The following is a 21,256-nucleotide window of genomic DNA, read 5'->3' as shown; positions in this document are numbered from 1 at the left end:
TGGGCCGGTGTCGTTGTTGGTGGCCGGGGCCGCCCGGTTTTGGGGAGTGTGGCGGTTGCGGCGTGCCTGTAAAGGGCGCTCCCTTCGGTCGCGTCGGCTTCGCCGATTCCGCTTTGCTTCACCCTTGACAGGCCCGCCTGCACCGCGGAGACCTTTTTGACCGGGCGGCCAGGGGGGTGGGGCTCACGGGGAGGTCCGGTGGGGCGGTTCGGTCTTCGTGCCGGGTGCGGACTGGTTCGGTGCGGGCGCCGCCAGTTGGGAGGAGCGGGGGTGCGCGGCTGGTCCGGAGATGGCTCCCGGCTTCGTCAAGCGTCTGCCGACCGGTTCTTTCGGGGCGGACGTCACACGGGGAGGGTGCCGCCCGACAGTGCGGCTCCGCTTCGGTGGCAGTGGCGGGTGTCGTGCCGTGTATCGACCGGCCCATTCGGTGCTCGGTAGGGGCGGCTGCTTGGGGTGGCCCGGTGCCTTCGATCGTTGCCGGGGCCGCCCGGTTCTGGGGAGTGTGGCGGTTGCGGCGTGCCTGTAAAGGGCGCTCCCTTCGGTCGCGTCGGCTTCGCCGATTCCGCTTGCGCTCCACCCTTGACAGGCCCACCTCCACCGCGGAGACCCTTTTTGACCGGGCGGCCCAGGGGGTGGGGCTCACGGGGAGGGACCGGCAGGCGGTTCGGTCTTCATGCCGGGTGCGGACTAGTTCGGTGCAGCTCGGTCAGGCGGGGAGGGGCCGTCCGACAGATCGGCTCAGCCCCGGGACCTGGGCCGGCCGTCGTGCCGTCTGCGGATTGGTTCGGTGCAGCTCGGTCACGTGGTGAGGCTGGGGCTGACGGGAGTCCGACCGACCTTGGGTCGGGTGGTGGCGATGAAGGGGAGAGGGCTGGGGCGTGTGTGACTGGGGTGGTCACGCTGCCTTCCCGGGCCGCTCCCCTCGCTCTTCCATATCGGGCATTTCGGGTGCCGGGAGGGGGTGTTGGGGGTGGGATCCGGGAAAGTCCCACGGATGGGCCCCATTTGCGGCGTGTCGCTGGGACTTTCCTGCGGTGCCCCTTCGGCGGGTCCGTCGCCCCTCGCTGGCCATCTCCCATGTGTCCCTCAGGAGTCCCGCCCGCCCTCCGGCGGTCGACGGGCACCCTTGCCGCGTGCCGACCTGCACCTTCGCCGAGTGGCGAGCTGTGCCGGACCAGTCCGCAGACGGCGAGACCGCCCGGCCCATGCCCCGGAGCTGAGCCGGTCTGTCGGGCCGTGCCTCATCACGTGACCGAGCTGCACCGAACCAGTTCGCAGACGGCACGACGACCCGGCACCGCCACCGGGGCGGAGCCGGCCTGGCGGGCCCCGCCCTTCTGTGTGACCGAGACTGAAACGAACCAGTCCGCAGACGGCAGGGCGACCGGGCACCGGACCGGTCCTCCCCGTGAGCCCCACCCCCTGGGCCGCCCGGTCAAAAAGGTCTCTGCGGTGGAGGCGGGCCTGTCAAGGGTGGAGCGCAAGCGGAATCGGCGAAGCCGACGCGTAGCGCAGCGGAGCGCCCTTTACAGGGGCGCCGGAAGCGCCACACTCCGGAGCACCGGGCGGCCCCGGCAACCATCAACGACACCGGGCCACCCATAGCAGCCGCCCCTACCCAGCCCCACCCAGTGACCGAGCCCCAAACGAACTGGTCCGCAGACGGCACAACACCCGCCACCGCCACCGCCACCGCCACCGAAGCCAAGCCGGCCCTACCAGGCCCGGCAGTTCACTTCAGTTGCTCCAGGTGGGGCGGGTGGGTGGGGGACAGGCGGCCCCCCGGGCGTCCCGCGTGCGCCTGACGCCCGCGCCCCACCCCGCCTCCACCCCGCCCTCACCCCACCCGCAACCCCTCCAGCAGTCGCGTCAGTGCCGCCTGTGCGTCGGTGAGGTTCGTTGGGGTTGTGGAGGAGGCCAGCCAGAGGGCCGTTTCGTTCATGGCGCCGGAGAGGAGGCGGGTCAGGGGTTCCACCGGCTGGGGAGTGAGGACGCCGCCGTCGATGAGTGTGGACAGCGCCTCGGCGAGGTGGCGCGCCGAGGCTGCCTCGTCCAGCGCGCGCCATTCGTTCCAGCCCAGGACGGCCGGCCCGTCGATCAGCATGATCTGCTGGATGTCCGGGTCCGCGCCCGCCGCCAGGAACGCCCGGCAGCCCGCGAGAAGCTGCTCCCAGGAGTCGTCCTCCGCGTCCGCGGCAGCCGCCACCGTCCGGCCCACTTCCTGCTGGGCCTCCTCCAGGACGGCCCGGAAGAGCGCCGTCTTTCCGTCGAAGTGGTGGTACAGCGCCCCCTTGGTCACCCCGGCCGCGCGGACGATCTCCGCGAGGCCGACAGCGGCGTACCCCCGTGTCGCGAACAGTCGCCGGCTCTCACGCAGCAGCGTCCGGCGGGTGAGTTCGCGTTGCTCGGCCCGGGTCACTCTGGATCTCCCGTCCCCTCACTTCATTGACGTACCGATGGTATGTGAATACGCTGCCGATGGGAATTGACATACCGACGGTACGCGAATGTGAACCTGAACGTGAAGCAGGGAGTCCCCTCATGAAGCTCACCAGCCTGTATCCCGTGATCTGCACGCCCAAGCTCCAGGAGTCGCTGCACTTCTACACCGAACTCCTCGGCTTCGAGACCACCTTCGAAGCCGACTGGTACGTCAGCCTGCGGCGGCCCGGCACCCCCGCGTACGAGCTCGCCCTGCTCGACCCCACCCACCCCACCCTTCCCGAGGCCTACCGCGTCCCGGTCCAGGGGCTGCTGCTCAACTTCGAGGTCGAGGACGTCGACGCGGAGTGGGACCGGCTCGTCGTACGCGGTGGACTCCGCGCCGAACTGGAGCTCCGCAGCGAGGACTTCGGGCAGCGGCATTTCATCGTCGCCGACCCCAGCGGCGTACCGATCGACGTGATCACCCCCATCCCGCCCACCGGAGAGTTCGCCGAGCAGTTCACGGAGCAGGACGGCGCGCCCCAGGGCTAGAGGCGGTCAGCTTTCCGGGCCGAACCAGCGGCGGACGTGGGTGGTCAGGTCCTGTTGGTCCTCGCCCACCCAGGCCACGTGGCCGTCCGGGCGGAGGAGGATCGCCGGGACGGTCAGTTCCTCTGTCGTGTCGACTACGTGGTCGACACGGTCCGACCAGCCCGCCACCGAAAGGCTGCCCGTCTGGTCCAGGAGCAGGCCTCGGCCCCCATGCATCAGCTCATAGAGACGGCCCCGCTTCAGCTGTACGTCCTTGAGTCGGCGGCCCAGCAGTTCATCCCCCTCGCCGGAACCGGAACCGGAACCGGAGCCGGAACCGGTGTCGGTGTCGGTGTCGGAACCGAAGTCGTAGCGGACGTCCACCGCCGTAATCATTCCCGTCACATACCGATTCACCTCCTCGAAGTCCATCAGCCTCGAGAACAGCTCCCGCAGCGCCGTCGCCCCCGGAGACGTACCGAGCAGCGTGATCTGCGCGCGCGTGTTGGCGATGACCGCCGCGCCCACCGGGTGGCGTTCCGCCTCGTAGCTGTCCAGGAGGTCGTCCGGTGCCCAGCCCGCCACCGCCCCGGCCAGCTTCCAGCCCAGGTTGAACGCGTCCTGCACGCCCAGGTTCAGCCCCTGTCCGCCGGTCGGCGGGTGGATGTGCGCCGCATCGCCCACCAGGAACGCCCGGCCGACCCGGTACCGCTCCGCCTGGCGAGTGGCGTCGCCGAAACGGGACAGCCAGCGCGGCGAGTGCACCCCGAAGTCGGTGCCGGCGACCGCGCGCAGCTGCTGCTTGAAGTCGTCCAGGGTCGGCTCCGTCGCCCGGTCCTCGGCCACCCCGTCGGCAGGCACGACCACCCGGCACATCCCGTCCTCGTCGGGCGGCGCGACGCCGAACCGCAGCTGTGTCTTGTGGACTTCCTTGGTGACGGCGGCAATTCGCTCCGGGGTCTCGGTCACCTTCATCTCGCCGAGGAGCGTTTCCACCGTCGCCGCCTCGCCGGGGAAATTCACCCCGAGCAATTTCCGGACCGCGCTGCGGCCACCGTCGCAGCCGACCAGATAGCGCGAGCGCAGTCGCGTGCCGTCCGCGAGTTCGGCCGTCACCGAATCCTCGTCCTGGCTCAGGGCGACCACCTCGCAGCCGCGCCGGATCTCGGCGCCCAGCTCCACGGCGCGCTCGTCCAGGAGCCGTTCGGTCGCCGGCTGCGGCACGGCGACCCCGAACGGGTGCGCCGTGTCCAACAGTTCGGGCCACGGCTTCATGATGCCGCCGAAGAGGCCGCCGGCCTGGAACTTCTCGTGGTCCACGAGGAATCGGTCAAGGAGACCGCGCTGGTCCATCACCTCGACACTGCGCGCGTGCAGGCCCTGCCCGCGCGACTGCTTCGTCGGCTCGGCCGCCTTCTCCAGCACGACCACGTGTACGTCGTGCAGGCGCAGCTCGGCGGCCAGCATCAGGCCGGTCGGTCCGCCGCCCACCACGATCACGTCGATCATCAAGAAATCCCCCACCTGTAAACGCGCTCGTTCTGCTCGCGCTCGCTTCTCGCTTAGGTCGGTGATTCTGCGGTATCCACCGGGCCTTGCCGCAAGCCCCCCGGTGCGCTATAAGTTGAGAGTGGCAAGGAGTGGTCGTACCTCCTTGCCTTTCTCATTTCACCCGCGAGGCGGGACTCACGGATTCAACGGACTCACGGATCCAGCTGGCAGTTCACCTCACTCTCCGCCGCGCACCTGTTCGCCGTACCCGCGCCGCCGTCCGCCGTGTCCGTCCCCGTATTGCCCAGCAGCACGTCGTTCGCCCCCTCGCCGAAGACGCGGTCGTCGCCCGCCATGCCGCGCAGGTCGTCCGCCCCGTTGCCGCCCCTCAAGTCGTCCGCGCCGTCGCCGCCCTGGATGAAGTCCGCGCCGTCGAAGGCGAACACGGAGTCGTCGCCCGGGCCCGCGTCGACCGTGTCCGCGCCCGTGACGAAGGCGAAGTCCGACCCCATCTGGTCGTTGCCGGAGCCCAGGCAGACCAGGTCGTCGCCGCCCGCGTCCGCGTATGTGTCGCTGCCGCCGAGCAGGGCGATGACGTCGTTGCCGGGAGTGCCGGTCTCGAAGTCGCCGCCCTCGGTGCCGATCACCGTGGCCGGACGGCCCATGCAGTAGACCGTCGCGGTGGTGGCGGTGGCCGGTACGGCGACAGCGGACCCCGCGCCCGCTGCGACGAGGGCCAGCGCCGCGAGCGGCGGTCCGAATGATGAACGTATGCGCATGATGTTTCCCCTCCGTGGTAGCTCTGGAGTCGCCGGAACAGCCACTGGTTCGGGGAATCGCGCGGAATGGATTGCGGCGCGCCGGGAGCGGTGGGGGCGGAAGGTTGCGATCCGCTCGAAGAGCGGTGGAGTTTACCCAGCTCAACCAGCAGCCATGCGCCACGAGGCCACTTTTTCTTACCCTATCGGGCTGAACTTTTGTTGATCGTGGGTCAGTTGGCCCCCGTCTCGCCCTACCCTTCAAAGGGTGAACCAACTGATGTCACGAGAGTCCGAGCAGAGTTCCGAGGCTGATCTGCCCGGGGAAGCAGTACTCCCCGGCGCCCTGCCGGATGAGCTGCGTGCCGAACTCATCGCCTTCCGACGCGACTTGCACATGCACCCGGAGCTCGGCAACCAGGAGTTCCGTACCACCGCGGCCCTCAAGGCCCGGCTCGAGCGGGCCGGTCTCGAACCGCGCGTACTCGACATCGGTACGGGGCTCATCTGTGACATCGGCATCAGCGGGGCGGGCGACCGGCGGCCCATGCTCGCCCTGCGCGCCGACATCGACGCGCTGCCCATCCCGGACACCAAGCTCGGCGTCCCGTACCGCTCGACCGTGCCCGACCGCGCCCACGCCTGTGGCCATGATGTGCACACCACCGTCGTGCTCGGGGCCGGGCTCGTCCTCGCCGAGCTGGCGGGGAAGGGTGAACTGCCCCATCCGGTACGGCTGATCTTCCAGCCCGCGGAGGAAGTGTTGCCGGGGGGTGCCCCCGACGCCATCGAGTCGGGTGTGCTCGAAGGCGTCGGCCGCATCATCGGCGTGCACTGCGATCCTCGCGTCGACGCCGGGCGCATCGGGCTGCGGCACGGTGCCATCACCTCCGCCTGCGACCGGCTCGAGGTCTCGCTCGACGGGCCCGGCGGGCACACCGCCCGCCCGCATCTCACGACGGACCTGGTCACCGCCGCCGCGAAGATCGTCACGGATGTGCCGGCGCTGGTCGCCCGTCGCGTCGACGCCCGTTCCGGCCTCGCCGTGACCTGGGGCCGCATCGAGTCCGGCCACGCCTGCAACGTCATCCCGCAGCACGCGGAGCTCTCCGGCACCGTCCGCTGCCTCGACCTCGACGCCTGGCGGCACGCGCCCGACCTCGTGCACGGCGCCATCCAGGAGATCGCCGACCTCTACCGCGCCAAGTCCGAGGTCAACTACATCCGCGGGGTCCCGCCCGTCGTCAACGACCCGGACGTCACCGACCTGTTGCGGGACGCGATGACCCTGCGGCGCGGCGCGCACTCCGTCGAGGACACCGAACAGAGCCTGGGCGGCGAGGACTTCTCCTGGTACCTGGAGCATGTGCCGGGTGCCATGGCCCGCCTCGGCGTCCGCGTGCCCGGCGAGCGCACCGTCCGCGATCTCCATCAAGGGGACTTCGACGCGGACGAGTCGGCGATCACCGTGGGCGTCGAACTCTTCACCGCCGCCGCGCTGCTGGACGTGGAGCGCTAGCCGCGTACCGCTATGGGCCGGTTACGGCGTACCCGTTCACGGGGACGTAACCGGCCCTCGGCACGAATAGGTAACGGCAGCGCGAAACCCCGTTCCCCTCCCTTTCTACGCGCGTTACTGTGCGCCGCAATCAGCGCCGTAAGCGGCGCGTCGGGGAACGTAAGGGGTGCGTCCTATGCGTTTGCGTCGTGGATCAAGGATTTCCCAACTGGCCGTCGCCGTGGCCTCTCTCGCCCTCGCCGTATCGGCGTGCGGCAAGACCAGCAGCGAGGCCTCCCAGGACGAGGGTGACGACAAGGGCGGGTCGTCGTCCTCCGAGTACAAGGGCAAAGGCATAGGTCTCGCGTACGACATCGGCGGCCAGGGCGACCAGTCGTTCAATGACGCGGCGTACTCCGGCTACGCGAAGGCCCGCAAGGACTTCAAGATCGGCGGCGTCGACATGGAGCCGGGCGACGGCGAGTCCAGCGCGGACAAGACGCAGCGCCTTGAGCAGCTGGCCCGGCAGGGCTACAACCCCGTCATCGGCGTCGGATTCGTCTACGCGCCCGCCGTGAAGGAAGCCGCGAAGAAGTTCCCGAAGGTCACTTTCGGGATCATCGACGACAACACGGTGAAGGCCGACAACGTAGCCGACCTTGTTTTCCACGAGGAGCAGGGGTCCTATCTGGCCGGTGTCGCCGCCGCCAAGGCAACCAAGGTCGATCACGTCGGATTCATCGGCGGCGTCGACATTCCGCTCATCCACAAATTCGAGGCCGGCTTCGTGCAGGGCGTGAAGTCCGTCGACCCGAAGATCAAGATCGAGAAGCGGTATCTGACCGAGAAGCCGGAAGAAGGCGGCTTCGCCAGCCCCGACAAGGGGCAGAACGCGGCGAGCGGTCAGATCGAGGCGGGCGCCGATGTGCTCTACCACGCGGCGGGGCTCTCCGGGCAGGGCGTCATCCAGGAGGCCGGTTCGCAGAAGGTGTGGGCGATCGGCGTCGACTCCGACCAGTACAAGCAGAAGGCGCTCGCCAAGTACAAGCAGTACATCCTGGGGTCGGCGCTCAAGGACGTCGGCGGGGCCGTGTACGACCTGACGAAGTCGGTCGTCGAGGGCAAGCCGATCACCGGTGAGCAGCGCTACGACCTGAAGTCCGGGCGGGTCGGCTTCTCCGACTCGAACCCCAAGTACACGGCGATGAAGGACGTGGTCGACGCCGTGGAGAAGGCCAAGAAGGACATCGTCAGCGGGAAGGTCACGGTCAAGACCGTTCCGTAGCCACCGGTACGGCGATGTGACGACGCCATGAAGGGCGGGGAGTCCCGCGGGCCACGGCGGCCCGGGGCGCCCCGCCCTCTGTCATGCCCCCGCGACGCCCTGAGCCTCCCCCCCCCGCGACGCCCTGAGTCATGCCTCCGCAACACCCCGTGCACGTCGCCGCAACCTCGCGGCCACAGCTCGATAACGGACCGGACAGAAGGGTTCTTATGTCAGGTCTACGCGCGTTACGCTGCGGCGAAATCAGCGCCAGGTGAGGCGCTCGTACGTGCTTGTGCTTGCTTGTACAAAGGAGTTCCTCTCTATGCGCCGGGTTTCCAAGATCGCGACCGCGGGCATCGCCACTGCCGCCCTCGCCTTCACCGCCACCGCCTGCGGTGGCACGTCCAGCGACGCCGCCGGCTCCAAGGGCGACGGCAAGGGCAAGGGCGTCGCCATCGCGTACGACGTCGGCGGCAAGGGCGACCAGTCCTTCAACGACGCCGCGACCGCCGGCATGGACAAGGCCGCCAAGGACCTGAAGATCGGCAAGAAGGCCGTCGAGCCGACCGACGGCGAGTCCGACGCCGACAAGGTGCAGCGCCTCACCGAGCTGGCCAAGCAGGGCTACAACCCGGTGATCGGCGTCGGCTACGCCTACGCGCCCGCCGTGAAGGAGGTCGCCGAGAAGTTCCCGAAGGTCACCTTCGGCATCGTCGACGACGCCACCATCAAGGCGGACAACGTCTCCGACCTGGTCTTCAACGAGGAGCAGTCCTCGTACCTGGCGGGCGTCGCCGCGGCCAAGGCCACCAAGAGCAAGACCGTCGGCTTCATCGGCGGCGTGAACAACCCGCTGATCCGCAAGTTCGAGGCCGGCTTCGTCCAGGGCGTCCAGGACACCGACAAGTCGGTCAAGATCAAGCGCCAGTTCCTCACCGAGAAGGCCGAGGACGGCGGCTTCTCCAGCCCGGACAAGGGCAAGGAGGGCGCCAGCGGCCAGATCGAGGACGGCGCCGACGTGGTCTACCACGCGGCCGGCCTCTCGGGTCAGGGCGTGATCGAGCAGGCCGCCGCCGAGAAGGTCTGGGCAATCGGTGTCGACTCCGACCAGTACAAGCAGAAGGCGCTGGAGAAGTACAAGAAGTACATCCTCACCTCGGCGACCAAGGACGTCGCCGGAGCGGTGTACAACCTGACCAAGTCGGTCCAGGATGGCAACGCCAAGGGCGGCGTCGTCCGTGCGGACCTGGCGTCCGGCGGCGTCGCGCTCGCGGACTCGAACCCCGAGTTCACGAAGATGAAGGACCTCCAGGCCGCCCTGAAGAAGGCCGAGCAGGGCATCACCAGCGGCAAGATCAAGGTCAAGACCACGCTGTAAGCGTCAAGACCACGCTGTAAGGGTCGAGACCAGGCCGTAAACGGCAGATCACGCTGTAACGGCGAAGTCATCGCCGCGGAACGGGGTGTGGGGGACGATGGGTTCCCCCGCGCCCCGTTCGCGCGGCCGACACCTCAACTCCCGTTGAAACCAGGGGCGCTACGCGCGTAGGTGGCCCCTTTCCTTAAGACTCCCGAGGACTCCCGAGGAGAGTGCGCCATCGACGCGTCCACTAGTCCCGACAAGGGCACGACCACGGCCCAGGCCACCGCCGTCGAACTCGACGGCATCACCAAGCGCTTCCCGGGCGTGGTGGCCAACCACGACATCCGCCTGAGTGTCCGCAAGGGCACCGTGCACGCCCTCGTCGGTGAGAACGGCGCGGGCAAGTCGACCCTGATGAAGATCCTGTACGGCATGCAGAAGCCGGACGAGGGCACCATCACCGTCGACGGCACCCAGGTCAGCTTCTCCAGCCCCGCGGACGCCATCGCCCGCGGCATCGGCATGGTCCACCAGCACTTCATGCTCGCCGACCAGCTGACCGTCCTGGAGAACATCGTCCTCGGCAGCGAGAAGCTGCACGGCATCGGTGGCGCCGCCCGCCGCAAGATCGCCGAGATATCCGAGCGTTACGGCCTCGGGGTGCGTCCCGACGCGATGGTCGAGGACCTCGGCGTCGCCGACCGGCAGCGCGTGGAGATCCTCAAGGTCCTCTACCGCGGCGCCACCACGCTGATCCTCGACGAGCCCACGGCCGTACTCGTGCCGCAGGAGGTCGACGCGCTCTTCGACAACCTCCGCGAGCTCAAGTCCGAGGGCCTGTCCGTCATCTTCATCTCGCACAAGCTCGGTGAAGTCCTCTCCGTCGCCGACGACATCACCGTCATCCGGCGCGGTACGACCGTCGGCACCGCGATCCCGTCCGAGACGACGCCCCGTCAGCTCGCCGAGCTGATGGTCGGCAGCGAACTGCCCACCCCGGAGACCGCCGAGTCGACGGTCACGGACCGCCCGATGATCCAGGTGGAGAGCCTCAGGCTGCTCGCCGAGGGAGAGTCGGGCCGCGCGCTCCTCGACGACATCTCCTTCACCATCCACGAGGGCGAGGTCCTCGGCCTCGCGGGCGTCGAGGGCAACGGCCAGACCGAGCTGATCGACGCGCTCATCGGCCTCAAGCACGCCGACTCCGGAGTGATCCGGATGGCGGGCCAGGACATCACCGCCGAGCCGACGCGCAAGCGCCGCGAGGACGGCATCGGCTACATCCCCGAGGACCGCCACCGGCACGGCCTCCTCCTGGAGTCCCCGCTCTGGGAGAACCGCATCCTCGGCCACGTCACCGAGAAGCCCAATGCGAAGGGCTTCTGGCTGGACCCGAAGGGCGCCCAGGCCGACACCCGCCGCATCGTCGAGGAGTACGACGTCCGTACGCCCGGCATCGACGTGACGGCCGCCTCGCTGTCCGGCGGCAACCAGCAGAAGCTGATCGTCGGCCGCGAGATGAGCCACAAGCCGCGCTTCCTGATCGCCGCCCACCCCACGCGTGGTGTGGACGTCGGCGCGCAGGCCCAGATCTGGGACCAGATCCGCGAGGCCCGCCGCGAGGGTCTTGCCGTACTCCTGATCTCCGCGGACCTGGACGAGCTGATCGGCCTCTCCGACACCCTCCGCGTGATCTACCGCGGACGGCTCGTCGCCGACGCCGACCCGGCCACCATCACGCCGGAGGAGCTCGGTTCGGCGATGACGGGCGCGGCGTCCGGCCACCTCGAGCACGTAGAAGAAGGCCCGGAGACTCCGGAGGACGAGGCCCGATGAAGAAGTTCGACAAGGAGCGCATACTCCTCGCGGTGGCCGGACCGGTCATCGCGCTCATCGCGGCCGTGGCGCTGACCTCGGTCGTGCTGGTCGCATCGGGCAAGAACCCGATCGAGCCGTACACCCTGATGTTCGAGCAGGCCACCTACTCCGACATCCAGGTCCTGATCATCAACCAGGCCGGCATGTACTACCTGGCCGCGCTCGCGGTCGCCGTCGGCTTCCGGATGAACCTCTTCAACATCGGCGTCGACGGCCAGTACCGCCTCGCCGCGATGGTGACGGCGGTCGTCGGCGCGCACGTCGCGCTCCCGGCGCCCCTCCAGATCCCGCTCCTGATCCTGGTCGCCATGCTCACCGGCGCCTTCTGGGCCGGCATCGCGGGCATCCTGAAGACCACCCGCGGGGTCAGCGAGGTCGTCGCGACGATCATGCTCAACGCCATCGCGACGAGCGTCATCGGCTATCTCACCCTCACCGAGAACTTCGGCGTCCCGGTCGGCAACAACCAGACCACCGGCGAGATGCACGAGTCCGGCTGGTTCCCCGGCATCAGCATGGGCGAGTCCGGCGAGATCTACGGCTTCGTCGTCATCGCCGCGCTCGCCGGCGTCCTGTACTGGCTGATCCTCAACCGCACCCGCTTCGGCTTCGACCTGCGCGCCACCGGCGCCTCCGAGTCGGCCGCCGCGGCCTCCGGCGTCAACGCCAAGCGCATGGTGCTCAGCGCGATGCTGATCTCCGGCGCGGTCGCGGGCCTCGCGGGCATGCCGATCCTGCTCGGCGACGTCCACACCTACAGCCTCAGCTTCCCCACAGGACTCGGCTTCACCGGCATCACCATCGCTCTGCTCGGCCGGAACAACCCGGTCGGCATCGCCTTCGCCGCCCTGCTCATCGCCTTCCTCGACAAGGCCTCGCCCGCTCTCGACTACGCCCAGCCGGTGGCGTACGACAAGGAGATCGCGGTGATCATGCAGGGCCTCATCGTGATCGCGGTCGTCGTCTCCTACGAGGCCGTACGCCGCTGGGGGCTCCGCCGCCAGCAGCAGCGCGTCGGTGAGGAGCTGGCCGCAGCAGCCCGTGCCAAGGGCAAGGGCAACGGCAACGGCAACAACGACACCGTGAAGGAGGTGGCTGCCCGATGAGCTCGGCAACCGTAGCCAAGCCCACGGCCAAGCAGCCCGCGCCGGGCCGCCGCCGCATCTCGCTCCCCATACTCCTGCTGATCATCGCGGGCGTACTCGTCCTGACGTCCGTGGTCCGCATGATCACCGGCGCCGACGGCATCACCTCCACCGGCCAGATGTCCACGGCCCTGCGCCTCGCGGTGCCGATCGGCCTCGCGGGCCTCGGCGGTCTGTGGGCCGAGCGGGCGGGCGTCGTCAACATCGGCCTTGAGGGCATGCTCATCCTCGGCACCTGGTTCGGCGCGTTCGCCGGCTATCAGTGGGGCCCGTGGGTCGGCATCCTCTTCGGCGTACTCGGCGGCGCGCTCGGCGGTCTGCTGCACGCGATCGTCACGGTCACCTTCAACGTCAACCACATCGTCTCCGGTGTGGCCCTCAACATCCTCGCCCTGGGCGCGACCCGCTACCTCTCCACCTTCGCCTTCGAGGGCAAGGAGGGCGGTACGTCCAAGCAGTCGCCGCCGGTCGAATCGCTCGGCAGCTTCTCCGTCCCCGGTCTCTCCGACTGGCTGCAGGACCTCAACGACAAGCACTGGTTCCTCGTCTCGGACCTCGCGGGCCTGCTCGGCGGCCTGTTCACGGACCTCTCGCCGCTGACCGTCATCGCCGTCGCGATGGTGCCGCTGAGCTGGTGGGTCCTGTGGCGTACGTCGTTCGGCCTGCGCCTGCGGTCCTGCGGCGAGAACCCGGTGGCGGCCGAGTCCCTCGGCGTGAACGTCTACAAGTACAAGTACCTGGCCGTGGTCATCTCCGGTGGTCTGGCAGGCCTGGGCGGCGCGTTCCTGTCCCTGGTCGCCTCCAACATCTACCTGGAGGGCCAGACCGGCGGGCGCGGCTACATCGGCCTCGCCGCGATGATCTTCGGCAACTGGATGCCGGGCGGACTCGCGCTCGGCGCGGGCCTGTTCGGTTACACCGACAGCCTGAAGCTCCGGGGCGGCGGCACGAACGTCCACGCACTGCTCCTGCTCCTCGCGATCCTGCTGGTCATCGGCGCGATCTACCTCGTCTGGCGCAAGCGCTACATCCCCGCGGTGATCACCGCGGCCGTGTCGGCGCTGATGTTCGCGTGGTACGGCTTGACCGACGAGGTGCCGAACCAGGTCGTCACCGCTACGCCGTACGTCGTCACGCTGCTGGTGCTCTCGCTCTCCGCCCAGCGGTTGCGGATGCCGAAGGCGGACGGCCAGCCCTACCGAAAGGGACAAGGAAAGTGACCGATGCCGACTGGGACGCGCTGCGGGACGCGGCGCGCGAGGCGATGTCCCGTGCGTACGCGCCCTACTCGGGCTTCCCGGTCGGTGCGGCGGCCCTCGTGGACGACGGCCGCACGGTGACCGGCTGCAACGTGGAGAACGCCTCCTATGGCCTCGGCCTGTGCGCCGAGTGCGGTCTGGTCTCCCAGCTCCAGCTGTCCGGCGGCGGCCGCCTCACGCACTTCACCTGTGTGGACGGCAAGGGCGAGATCCTGATGCCGTGCGGCCGCTGCCGCCAGCTCCTGTACGAGTTCGGCGGCGCGAGCCTGCTCCTTGAGACGACTTCGGGGATCCGGACGCTGGGGGACATGCTCCCGGACGCGTTCGGCCCGCAGCACCTCAACTGACGTACGGCCCCCGCTTGTTGCTTGCCGACGGGCGGGGGCCGTCTTCACCTCGTGGCTCTATGCGCGTAGAGTCACGCTCACCGTTTTAGGCGCAAAGAGGGGTTATGCGATGGACGTCATCTCCGTCATCCGTACGAAGCGGGACCGCGGCGAGCTGAGTGACCAGCAGATCGACTGGGTCATCGACGCGTACACCCGCGGGGCGGTCGCCGACGAGCAGATGTCGGCCCTCGCCATGGCGATCCTCCTGAACGGCATGAACCGCCGTGAGATCGCCCGCTGGACGGCCGCGATGATCGCGAGCGGCGAGCGCATGGACTTCTCCTCGCTGTCCCGCCCGACGTCGGACAAGCACTCCACGGGCGGCGTCGGCGACAAGATCACGCTGCCGCTCGCGCCGCTGGTCGCGGCGTGCGGCGCGGCGGTGCCGCAGCTGTCGGGCCGCGGCCTCGGCCACACGGGCGGCACGCTCGACAAGCTGGAGTCGATCCCCGGCTGGCGGGCGCTGCTCTCGAACGAGGAGATGCTGTCGGTCCTGGACGGCGTGGGCTCGGTGATCTGCGCGGCGGGCGACGGTCTTGCCCCGGCCGACAAGAAGCTGTACGCGCTGCGGGACGTGACGGGAACGGTGGAGGCGATCCCGCTCATCGCCTCGTCGATCATGTCGAAGAAGATCGCGGAGGGTACGGGCTCGCTGGTCCTGGACGTGAAGGTGGGCACGGGCGCCTTCATGAAGAACCTGGAGGACGCCCGCGAGTTGGCGTCCACGATGGTCGGCCTCGGCACCGACAGCGGCGTCCGCACGGTGGCCCTCCTCACGGACATGTCCACCCCGCTCGGCCTGACGGCGGGCAACGCCCTTGAGGTCCGCGAGTCGGTGGAGGTCCTCGCGGGCGGCGGCCCCTCGGACGTCGTCGACCTGACGCTCGCCCTGGCGCGCGAGATGCTGGACGCGGCGGGACTGCCGGACGCGGACCCCGCGAAGGCGCTGGCGGACGGCTCGGCGATGGACGTATGGCGCCGGATGATCGCGGCACAGGGCGGCGACCCTGACGCGACCCTGCCGGTGGCCCGCGAGACCCACGTCGTGACGGCACCGTCGTCGGGCGTCCTGACCCGTCTCGACGCGTACGACGTCGGCGTGGCCGCCTGGCGACTCGGCGCCGGCCGCGCGCGCAAGGAGGACGTGGTGCAGGCGGGCGCGGGCGTGGAACTGCACGCCAAGCCGGGCGCGACGGTCACCGCGGGCCAGCCGCTCCTGACCCTGCACACGGACACTCCGGAGCGCTTCGAGTACGCGCTGGAGTCGCTGACGGCGGCGTACGACATCGCGCCCGAGGGCACGGACTTCACGGCGTCGCCGATCGTGCTGGACCGCATCGCCTGAGCGAGGGGCGGCCGGGAGAGGGCTGCCGCGGGTCTACCGATGAGTTCCGGGGCCCGCGGCAGTCCATCCCCACGTGGAAGCCATACAGCCGCCGGACCTGACCCTCACCGGCACCCTCGACCGCGAGGCGACGCAACGTCTCTGCGCAGCCGCCCACGCCACGCTGCAGGCGACCGGCGCGGACGTCCTCGTCTGCGATGTGGCGGGCGTCGGCCCGCCCGTCCTCGCCGCGGTGGACGCCCTCGCCAGACTCCAGCTCACCGCCCGCCGCGCCGGCGGCCGGATCCGGCTCAGGGATCCGGCCCCGCACCTCACCGAACTACTGGACCTCGTCGGCCTTCCCTTCGACGTCGAGGTGGGCCGGCAGGCCGAACAGCGGGAACCAACGGGGCGTGTCCAGGAAGCAGTGGAAGCCCGCGATCCGCCCGTCTGAGATCTCGATGACCTGCACCGCCCACGGCGCGTACCCACCGTTCTCCGGGTCGGGCTTGTAGTGGGCGAAGCCCGGCGTGCCGTTGACGTTGACCGGCAGCAGCCGGCTGTTGGCGCAGGACGCGCCGATGGTCGACATGAAGCCCGTGATGTCGGCCGTGCCGCGCAGCCAGAGGTCGAACGGGGGCATCGTCATGATGGCGTCTTCGTGCAGCAACGCCGTCAGCGCCGCCATGTCGTAGCCCTCGAAGGCCGCCACGTACCTCTCGAGCAGTTTCTGCTGTTCGTCGTCCAGGGGGTCGGAGACGGCCGTGTCGTCGGCCGGGCCCTCCGCCAGCGTCGCCCGCGCCCGCTGCAGCGCGCTGTTGACGGACGCGACCGACGTGTCGAGCAGCTCGGCGGCCTCGCTGGCCTTCCAGGCGAGGACCTCGCGCAGGATCAGCACCGCCCGCTGCTTGGGCGGCAGCTGCTGAAGGGCGGCGACGAAGGCGAGCCGCACCGACTCCTTCGCCACGGCGGCCTCGGCGGGGTCGCTGGTGGACGGCAGCACCCGCGCGTCCGGCATCGGCTCCAGCCATACGTTGTCCGGACGCGGGGTCAGCGCCGCCTGGGCCAGCGGGGCCGCCGCCGTCAGGTCCATGGGGCGGGCCCGGCGGTTGCCCGCGTTCAGCATGTCCAGGCAGACGTTCGTCGCGATCCGGTACAGCCACGAGCGGATGCTGGAGCGGCCCTCGAACTTCTCGAAGCTGCGCCAGGCGCGGACCATCGTGTCCTGCACCGCGTCCTCGGCCTCGAAGGACGAGCCCAGCATGCGATAGCAGTACCCGGTCAGCTCGACCCGGTGCTTCTCCAGTGTGACGTCCAGCTCGGTTGTCGTACCCGCCATGTTGCTCATCCCGACCCACCCCTGCGCCGCTCACGAATGTCCCAGCACTTCGTAAGCTACCGAAGGCCACTGACAATGGCCCCCGGAGTCGGAAAACCCGCAGGTGGGGAGGGTGCTTCCAGCGGCGCTCAGTGCGCCGCGACGAGCCCCCGGCCCTCCCGCGTCCGGCGCTCCTGCACCCGCGCAGCCCGCGATCCCCACACCGTGATCGACACGACGCCGAACACCGCGAGCAGACCCAGCGCCACCGTCCCGGCCCAGCCCCCGGAGTGGAAGGCGACCGCGCCGAGCGTGCCGCCCGCGCTGGAGCCGAGGTAGTACGCGGACTGGTAGAGCGCGGAAGCCTGCGCCCGGCCCGTGGTGGCCGTACGGCTCACGGACGAGGAGGCGACGGCGTGCCCCGCGAAGAAGCCGGCGGTGATGAGGACGAGCCCGAGCAGCACCATGACGATCGAGTCGGCCAGGGAGAGCAGCAGACCGCCCGCCGTCGTGCTCACCGCCAGGTACAGCGCCCCGCGCCGCCCGAGCCGGGCCACCAGCTTCCCGGCGGCCGCGGACGACACCGTACCGACGAGATAGACGAGGAAGATGGACCCGATGATGCCCTGGGGGAGTGAGAAGGGCGCCTCGGTGAGCCGGTAGCCGATGACGGTGTACACCGCGCCGAAGACCGTCATGAACAACGCGCCGATCGCGTACAGCCTGCACAGCAGCGGGTTCGACAGGTGCGAACGGATCGTCCTGCCAAGGGCCTTGGGGTTCAGCGAGCCCGGCGTGAAGTGGCGCGGCGCGGGCAGCAGCGCGCGGAAGGCGAGCGCGCAGAGCACGGCGACGACGCCGATGACGGCGAGCGCCGCGCGCCAGCCCCAGGCCTGCGCGACCCACCCGGTGATGATGCGCCCGCTCATGCCGCCGATGCTGTTGCCCGCCACGAACATGCCGATCGCGGCGACCAGCGCCTTGGGGCGGACCTCCTCGGCGAGGAAGGCCATCGCGGAGGCCGGGAGCCCGGCGAGCGCGGCCCCCTGGACGGCGCGCAGGGCGATGAGTACGCCGACGGAGGGCGCGAAGGGAATGAGCAGCCCGACCGTCACCGCGACGCTCAGGGACACCGTCATCAGGGTCCGCCGCCCGAAGCGCTCGCTGAGCGCGCTCAGCGGCAGGACGAAGAGGGCCAGTGCGCCCGTGGCCGCCGAGACCGTCCAGCTCGCCGCGCTCGCGCTGACGCCGAAGTCGGCGGAGACGAGGGGGAGCAGCGCCTGCGTGGAGTAGAGGAGGGCGAAGGTGGCGACACCCGCGAGGAAGAGGGCGAAGCTCATCCGGCGGTAGCCGGGGCCGCCGGGCGTGAGGCGCGTGTCGGTGGATTCGGTGGCGGGGGACGACGGGGTGAGGGCGACCGCATGGGTGGCGGACGCCCCGCTACTGGCAGGAGGCATACGTCGAACGTAGGCACAGGCGACTCATCCGTCCAATGCATGGATTGGCCATAATCATTCCCATGGTGCATGAGCGCAGCTCAGCGACGCGTCTGTCGCAGAGCAGTTACGTAAGAGACATGGGGGCGGCGGCGCCCGCGCCCGCCGAGCTGACGCCGGAGTCCTGGTCGGCGCTGCTTTCGCCGCGGCTCGCGTACTTCGCGGGGGTGGCGCGTACGGAGCATGTGACGCGGGCGGCGGTGGACATGCAGGTGCCGCAGTCGACGCTGTCCCGTGCGCTGGTACGTCTCGAACAGGACCTGGGGGTCGAGCTGTTCGCCCGGCACGGCCGCACGGTGTCGCTGACTCCGGCGGGGCGTACGTTCCTCGCCTCGGTGGAGCGGGCGCTGGGGGAGGTGGAGCGGGCCGCGGAGTCCGTCCGCGCGGACGCGGACCCGACGTCGGGGAAGGTGGCGTTCGGCTTCCTCCACACGATGGGCTCGGAAACGGTCCCCGGCCTGATCCGCGCCTTCCGCGCCGATCACCCCCGGATTCGCTTCAGCCTGGTCCAGAACTACGGGGAGGCGATGATCGAGCGCCTGCGGGCAGGGGAACTGGACCTCTGTCTGACCTCCCCCGTGCCGGACGCGCCGGACCTGGTGGCCCGCCGCCTGGACGAGCAGCGCCTGCGCCTGGTCGTCCCGGACGACCACCGCCTGGCGTCCCGCAAACGGGTCCGCCTCTCGGAAGCGTCAGAGGAAGCCTTCGTGACCCTCGAACCGGGCTACGGCCTGCGCCGCATCACCGACGACCTCTGCCAGGAGGCCGGCTTCAGGCCGCGGGTGGCGTTCGAGGGCGAGGAGGCGGAGACGCTGCGGGGCCTGGTGGCGGCGGGCCTCGGGGTGGCCCTCCTGCCCCCACCGGCGGTGCCGCGCCCCGGAGTCGTCGAACTGACGGTGACGGGTCAGCGGGCGGTCCGCGAGATCGGAGTGGCGTGGCTGAACGGACACCCGGACACGCCACCGGTGGCGGCGTTCAAGAAGTTCCTCTTGAGCCGAAGGGGCCGCCTGCTGCCGGAGTGACGGATCACCGGCTGCGCCGAGTCCGTCCGCCGGGCCCTACCGCCGTAACGACCTGCCGAAGCCCGAAGCCAGCGGCATCCGCAGACCCAGTGGCGGCGGGGCCGCGAGCGCGTCCTCCAAGGGGCGGGCGTACGCGTGGCCGAAGAGGGAGCCGAGGACGAAGTCCGAGGAGAGGGCCAGGACTTCGTCCTGGTGCTGGTGCAAGCGGTGGCCGTCCGAGTGGACTTCGAACCGGCACACCTCCCGGTTCGCCTTCTTCGCCCGCGCCGCCAGCCGGAACGAAAGCTCGGGATCCGTCCGCTCGTCGTTCGTGCCGTGCACGATCAGCACCCGCCGCCCCGCCAACTGCTTCACCGGTTCGGGCGAAGCCGCCACATCGTCCTCCGGCAGCCAAGGGGCAAGCGCCAGAACGGAGTTCACCGCTTCGTGTCCGCCCGCCCGCAGCGCCGCCCGACCGCCCATGTCGACTCCGACCAGGCAGACGGAGACATCTCCGTACCGACGGATGATCTCGTCCGCCGCCCATGTCGCATCCGCGGCGAGCTCCGCCTGCGCCCCGTTCCACCCCCGGTACCGGTAGTGGACGACATGCACCGCGAGCCCCTCGTCGCGCCCGTCACGGGCCAGCCTGCGGCCGAGCGCGCGCACGGCGGTCGCGGCCAGCGGAGAGGGTTTGCGGGCCGAGGTCTCGTGGCCGCCGGGAAGGAGCAGCACCGCGCCGCTCACCGCCGCGGGGCGCGCGCCGATCACCCGCCCGAGCCTCGCCGCGCGCGCGGAATCGGGCGTCGCTTGCTGTGCCATGACAGAACAGTGTCAGAAGCGATGGTGTACGCGACCCGTCCGCGGGGTCACTGTTACGTATCGACCCGTGAGATCCACCCGGCGATCTACGCGCGTAGGCGCTACAGTGCCGAGATGACGAGCCAGACCACCAAAGCCGGTCAGACGGACCGCGAAACGCCCAGCGCCGACCAGATCCGCCGCGCCCCCAAGGTGCTCCTGCACGACCACCTCGACGGCGGCCTGCGCCCCGGCACGATCGTCGACCTCGCCCGCGATGCCGGGTACGAGTCCCTTCCCGAGACCGACCCGGACAAGCTCGGGATCTGGTTCCGCGAGGCCGCCGACTCCGGTTCGCTGCCGCGGTACCTGGAGACCTTCGCCCACACCTGCGCTGTCATGCAGACGAAGGACGCCCTCAAGCGCGTCGCCGCCGAGTGCGCCGAGGACCTCGCCGAGGACGGCGTGGTCTACGCCGAGATCCGGTACGCGCCCGAGCAGCACCTGGAGCGCGGCCTCACGCTCGAAGAGGTCGTCGAGGCCGTCAACGAAGGCTTCCGGGAAGGCGAGCGGCGCGCGAAGGCGGCCGGCCACCGCATCCGTGTGGGTGCGCTCCTGACCGCCATGCGGCACGCCGCCCGCGCCCTGGAGATCGCCGAACTGGCCAACCGCTACCGCGATCTGGGCGTCGTCGGCTTCGACATCGCCGGCGCCGAGGCCGGCTTCCCGCCCACCCGGCACCTCGACGCGTTCGAGTACCTGAAGCGCGAGAACAACCACTTCACCATCCACGCCGGTGAGGCCTTCGGCCTGCCCTCCATCTGGCAGGCCCTGCAGTGGTGCGGCGCCGACCGGCTCGGTCACGGCGTACGGATCATCGACGACATCAAGGTCGAGGACGACGGCACGGTCAAGCTCGGCCGCCTCGCCAGCTACGTACGCGACAAGCGCATTCCCCTGGAGATGTGCCCCAGCTCCAACCTCCAGACGGGCGCGGCCGACTCCTACGAGGGCCACCCCATCGGGCTGCTGCGCAAGCTGCACTTCCGGGCGACGGTGAACACCGACAACCGCCTCATGTCCGGCACCAGCATGAGCCGGGAATTCGAGCACCTGGTCGGCGCATTCGGCTACACGCTCGACGACATGCAGTGGTTCACAGTCAATGCGATGAAATCAGCGTTCATTCCTTTCGATGAACGCCTGGCGATGATCAATGACGTGATCAAGCCCGGATATGCCGAGCTGAAGTCCGAATGGCTGTTCCGGCAGACCGCCTCCACCAGCGCTTCTGTCGGGGTCTAGCAGTAATT

Annotated in this window: 18 protein-coding genes; 12 read left to right on the top strand and 6 right to left on the bottom strand. The window is 69.8% G+C overall.

The window, feature by feature from the left end; translation table 11 throughout:
* Window positions 1-1,837: 1,837 nt before the first annotated feature.
* A complete protein-coding gene (locus tag ACIBKX_RS11760) occupies window positions 1,838-2,419 on the bottom strand; it encodes a helix-turn-helix domain-containing protein (RefSeq protein WP_363277207.1) in 582 nt (193 codons plus the stop codon).
* Between the two features lie 122 nt (window positions 2,420-2,541).
* On the opposite strand from ACIBKX_RS11760, the gene ACIBKX_RS11755 reads away from it, so the two are divergent.
* Window positions 2,542-2,976, top strand: a complete 435-nt coding sequence (locus ACIBKX_RS11755; RefSeq protein ID WP_363277208.1) for a VOC family protein — start codon at window positions 2,542-2,544, stop codon at window positions 2,974-2,976.
* Window positions 2,977-2,982: 6 nt separating this feature from the next.
* Here the strand turns inward: ACIBKX_RS11755 and ACIBKX_RS11750 are convergent, their stop codons facing one another.
* Together ACIBKX_RS11750 and ACIBKX_RS11745 are read right to left on the bottom strand one after the other, a co-directional pair.
* A complete protein-coding gene (locus tag ACIBKX_RS11750; RefSeq protein WP_363277209.1) occupies window positions 2,983-4,464 on the bottom strand; it encodes an FAD-dependent monooxygenase in 1,482 nt (493 codons plus the stop codon).
* Between the two features lie 194 nt (window positions 4,465-4,658).
* The gene (locus tag ACIBKX_RS11745) at window positions 4,659-5,225 is read right to left on the bottom strand and encodes a calcium-binding protein (protein WP_363277210.1); all 567 of its coding nucleotides are present in this window, start codon (window positions 5,223-5,225) and stop codon (window positions 4,659-4,661) included.
* A 259-nt stretch (window positions 5,226-5,484) separates the two neighbouring features.
* Between ACIBKX_RS11745 and ACIBKX_RS11740 the strand changes: the two genes are divergently transcribed.
* From ACIBKX_RS11740 to ACIBKX_RS11700, 9 genes are all read left to right on the top strand, one after another.
* Window positions 5,485-6,723, top strand: coding sequence for a M20 family metallopeptidase (locus tag ACIBKX_RS11740; RefSeq protein ID WP_363277211.1), 1,239 nt, complete (start codon window positions 5,485-5,487; stop codon window positions 6,721-6,723).
* Window positions 6,724-6,898: 175 nt separating this feature from the next.
* Entirely contained in the window at window positions 6,899-7,987 is a 1,089-nt protein-coding gene (locus ACIBKX_RS11735; protein WP_399375740.1) for a BMP family protein, read from the top strand.
* Between the two features lie 304 nt (window positions 7,988-8,291).
* Window positions 8,292-9,347: a BMP family ABC transporter substrate-binding protein gene (locus ACIBKX_RS11730; protein ID WP_363277212.1), complete on the top strand. Its 1,056-nt coding sequence runs from the start codon at window positions 8,292-8,294 to the stop codon at window positions 9,345-9,347.
* A gap of 219 nt (window positions 9,348-9,566) precedes the next feature.
* Window positions 9,567-11,168, top strand: coding sequence for an ABC transporter ATP-binding protein (locus tag ACIBKX_RS11725; RefSeq protein ID WP_363277248.1), 1,602 nt, complete (start codon window positions 9,567-9,569; stop codon window positions 11,166-11,168).
* Entirely contained in the window at window positions 11,165-12,316 is a 1,152-nt protein-coding gene (locus tag ACIBKX_RS11720) for an ABC transporter permease (RefSeq protein WP_363277214.1), read from the top strand. Before ACIBKX_RS11725 ends, ACIBKX_RS11720 begins: the two co-directional genes overlap by 4 nt.
* Window positions 12,313-13,575 (top strand): ABC transporter permease, encoded by a 1,263-nt coding sequence (locus tag ACIBKX_RS11715; RefSeq protein WP_363277215.1) that lies wholly within the window; start codon window positions 12,313-12,315, stop codon window positions 13,573-13,575. Before ACIBKX_RS11720 ends, ACIBKX_RS11715 begins: the two co-directional genes overlap by 4 nt.
* A complete protein-coding gene (locus tag ACIBKX_RS11710) occupies window positions 13,572-13,961 on the top strand; it encodes a cytidine deaminase (protein WP_363277216.1) in 390 nt (129 codons plus the stop codon). Before ACIBKX_RS11715 ends, ACIBKX_RS11710 begins: the two co-directional genes overlap by 4 nt.
* Window positions 13,962-14,070: 109 nt before the next feature.
* Window positions 14,071-15,348, top strand: coding sequence for a thymidine phosphorylase (locus tag ACIBKX_RS11705; protein ID WP_363277217.1), 1,278 nt, complete (start codon window positions 14,071-14,073; stop codon window positions 15,346-15,348).
* 73 nt (window positions 15,349-15,421) lie between these two features.
* A complete protein-coding gene (locus tag ACIBKX_RS11700) occupies window positions 15,422-15,781 on the top strand; it encodes an STAS domain-containing protein (RefSeq protein ID WP_363277218.1) in 360 nt (119 codons plus the stop codon).
* On the opposite strand, the gene ACIBKX_RS11695 is transcribed toward ACIBKX_RS11700, so the two are convergent.
* Window positions 15,668-16,675, bottom strand: a complete 1,008-nt coding sequence (locus ACIBKX_RS11695) for a sigma-70 family RNA polymerase sigma factor (protein WP_363277219.1) — start codon at window positions 16,673-16,675, stop codon at window positions 15,668-15,670. The genes ACIBKX_RS11700 and ACIBKX_RS11695 overlap by 114 nt on opposite strands.
* A 119-nt stretch (window positions 16,676-16,794) precedes the next feature.
* Window positions 16,795-18,102 (bottom strand): MFS transporter, encoded by a 1,308-nt coding sequence (locus tag ACIBKX_RS11690; protein ID WP_363277220.1) that lies wholly within the window; start codon window positions 18,100-18,102, stop codon window positions 16,795-16,797.
* Window positions 18,103-18,164: 62 nt separating this feature from the next.
* Between ACIBKX_RS11690 and ACIBKX_RS11685 the strand changes: the two genes are divergently transcribed.
* On the top strand, window positions 18,165-19,163 hold the full coding sequence (locus tag ACIBKX_RS11685; RefSeq protein WP_363277221.1) for a LysR family transcriptional regulator: 999 nt from the start codon (window positions 18,165-18,167) through the stop codon (window positions 19,161-19,163).
* A 36-nt stretch (window positions 19,164-19,199) separates the two neighbouring features.
* Here the strand turns inward: ACIBKX_RS11685 and ACIBKX_RS11680 are convergent, their stop codons facing one another.
* Window positions 19,200-19,964 carry an alpha/beta hydrolase gene (locus ACIBKX_RS11680; RefSeq protein ID WP_363277222.1) on the bottom strand — a complete coding sequence of 255 codons (765 nt, stop codon included), beginning with the start codon at window positions 19,962-19,964 and terminating at the stop codon, window positions 19,200-19,202.
* A 114-nt stretch (window positions 19,965-20,078) separates the two neighbouring features.
* On the opposite strand from ACIBKX_RS11680, the gene ACIBKX_RS11675 reads away from it, so the two are divergent.
* Window positions 20,079-21,248: an adenosine deaminase gene (locus ACIBKX_RS11675; protein WP_363277223.1), complete on the top strand. Its 1,170-nt coding sequence runs from the start codon at window positions 20,079-20,081 to the stop codon at window positions 21,246-21,248.
* Window positions 21,249-21,256: the final 8 nt, after the last annotated feature.

The organism is Streptomyces sp. NPDC050658, from assembly GCF_044457025.1.
Taxonomy (GTDB): domain Bacteria; phylum Actinomycetota; class Actinomycetes; order Streptomycetales; family Streptomycetaceae; genus Streptomyces.
This window is presented reverse-complemented; position numbering and strand designations above follow the sequence as displayed.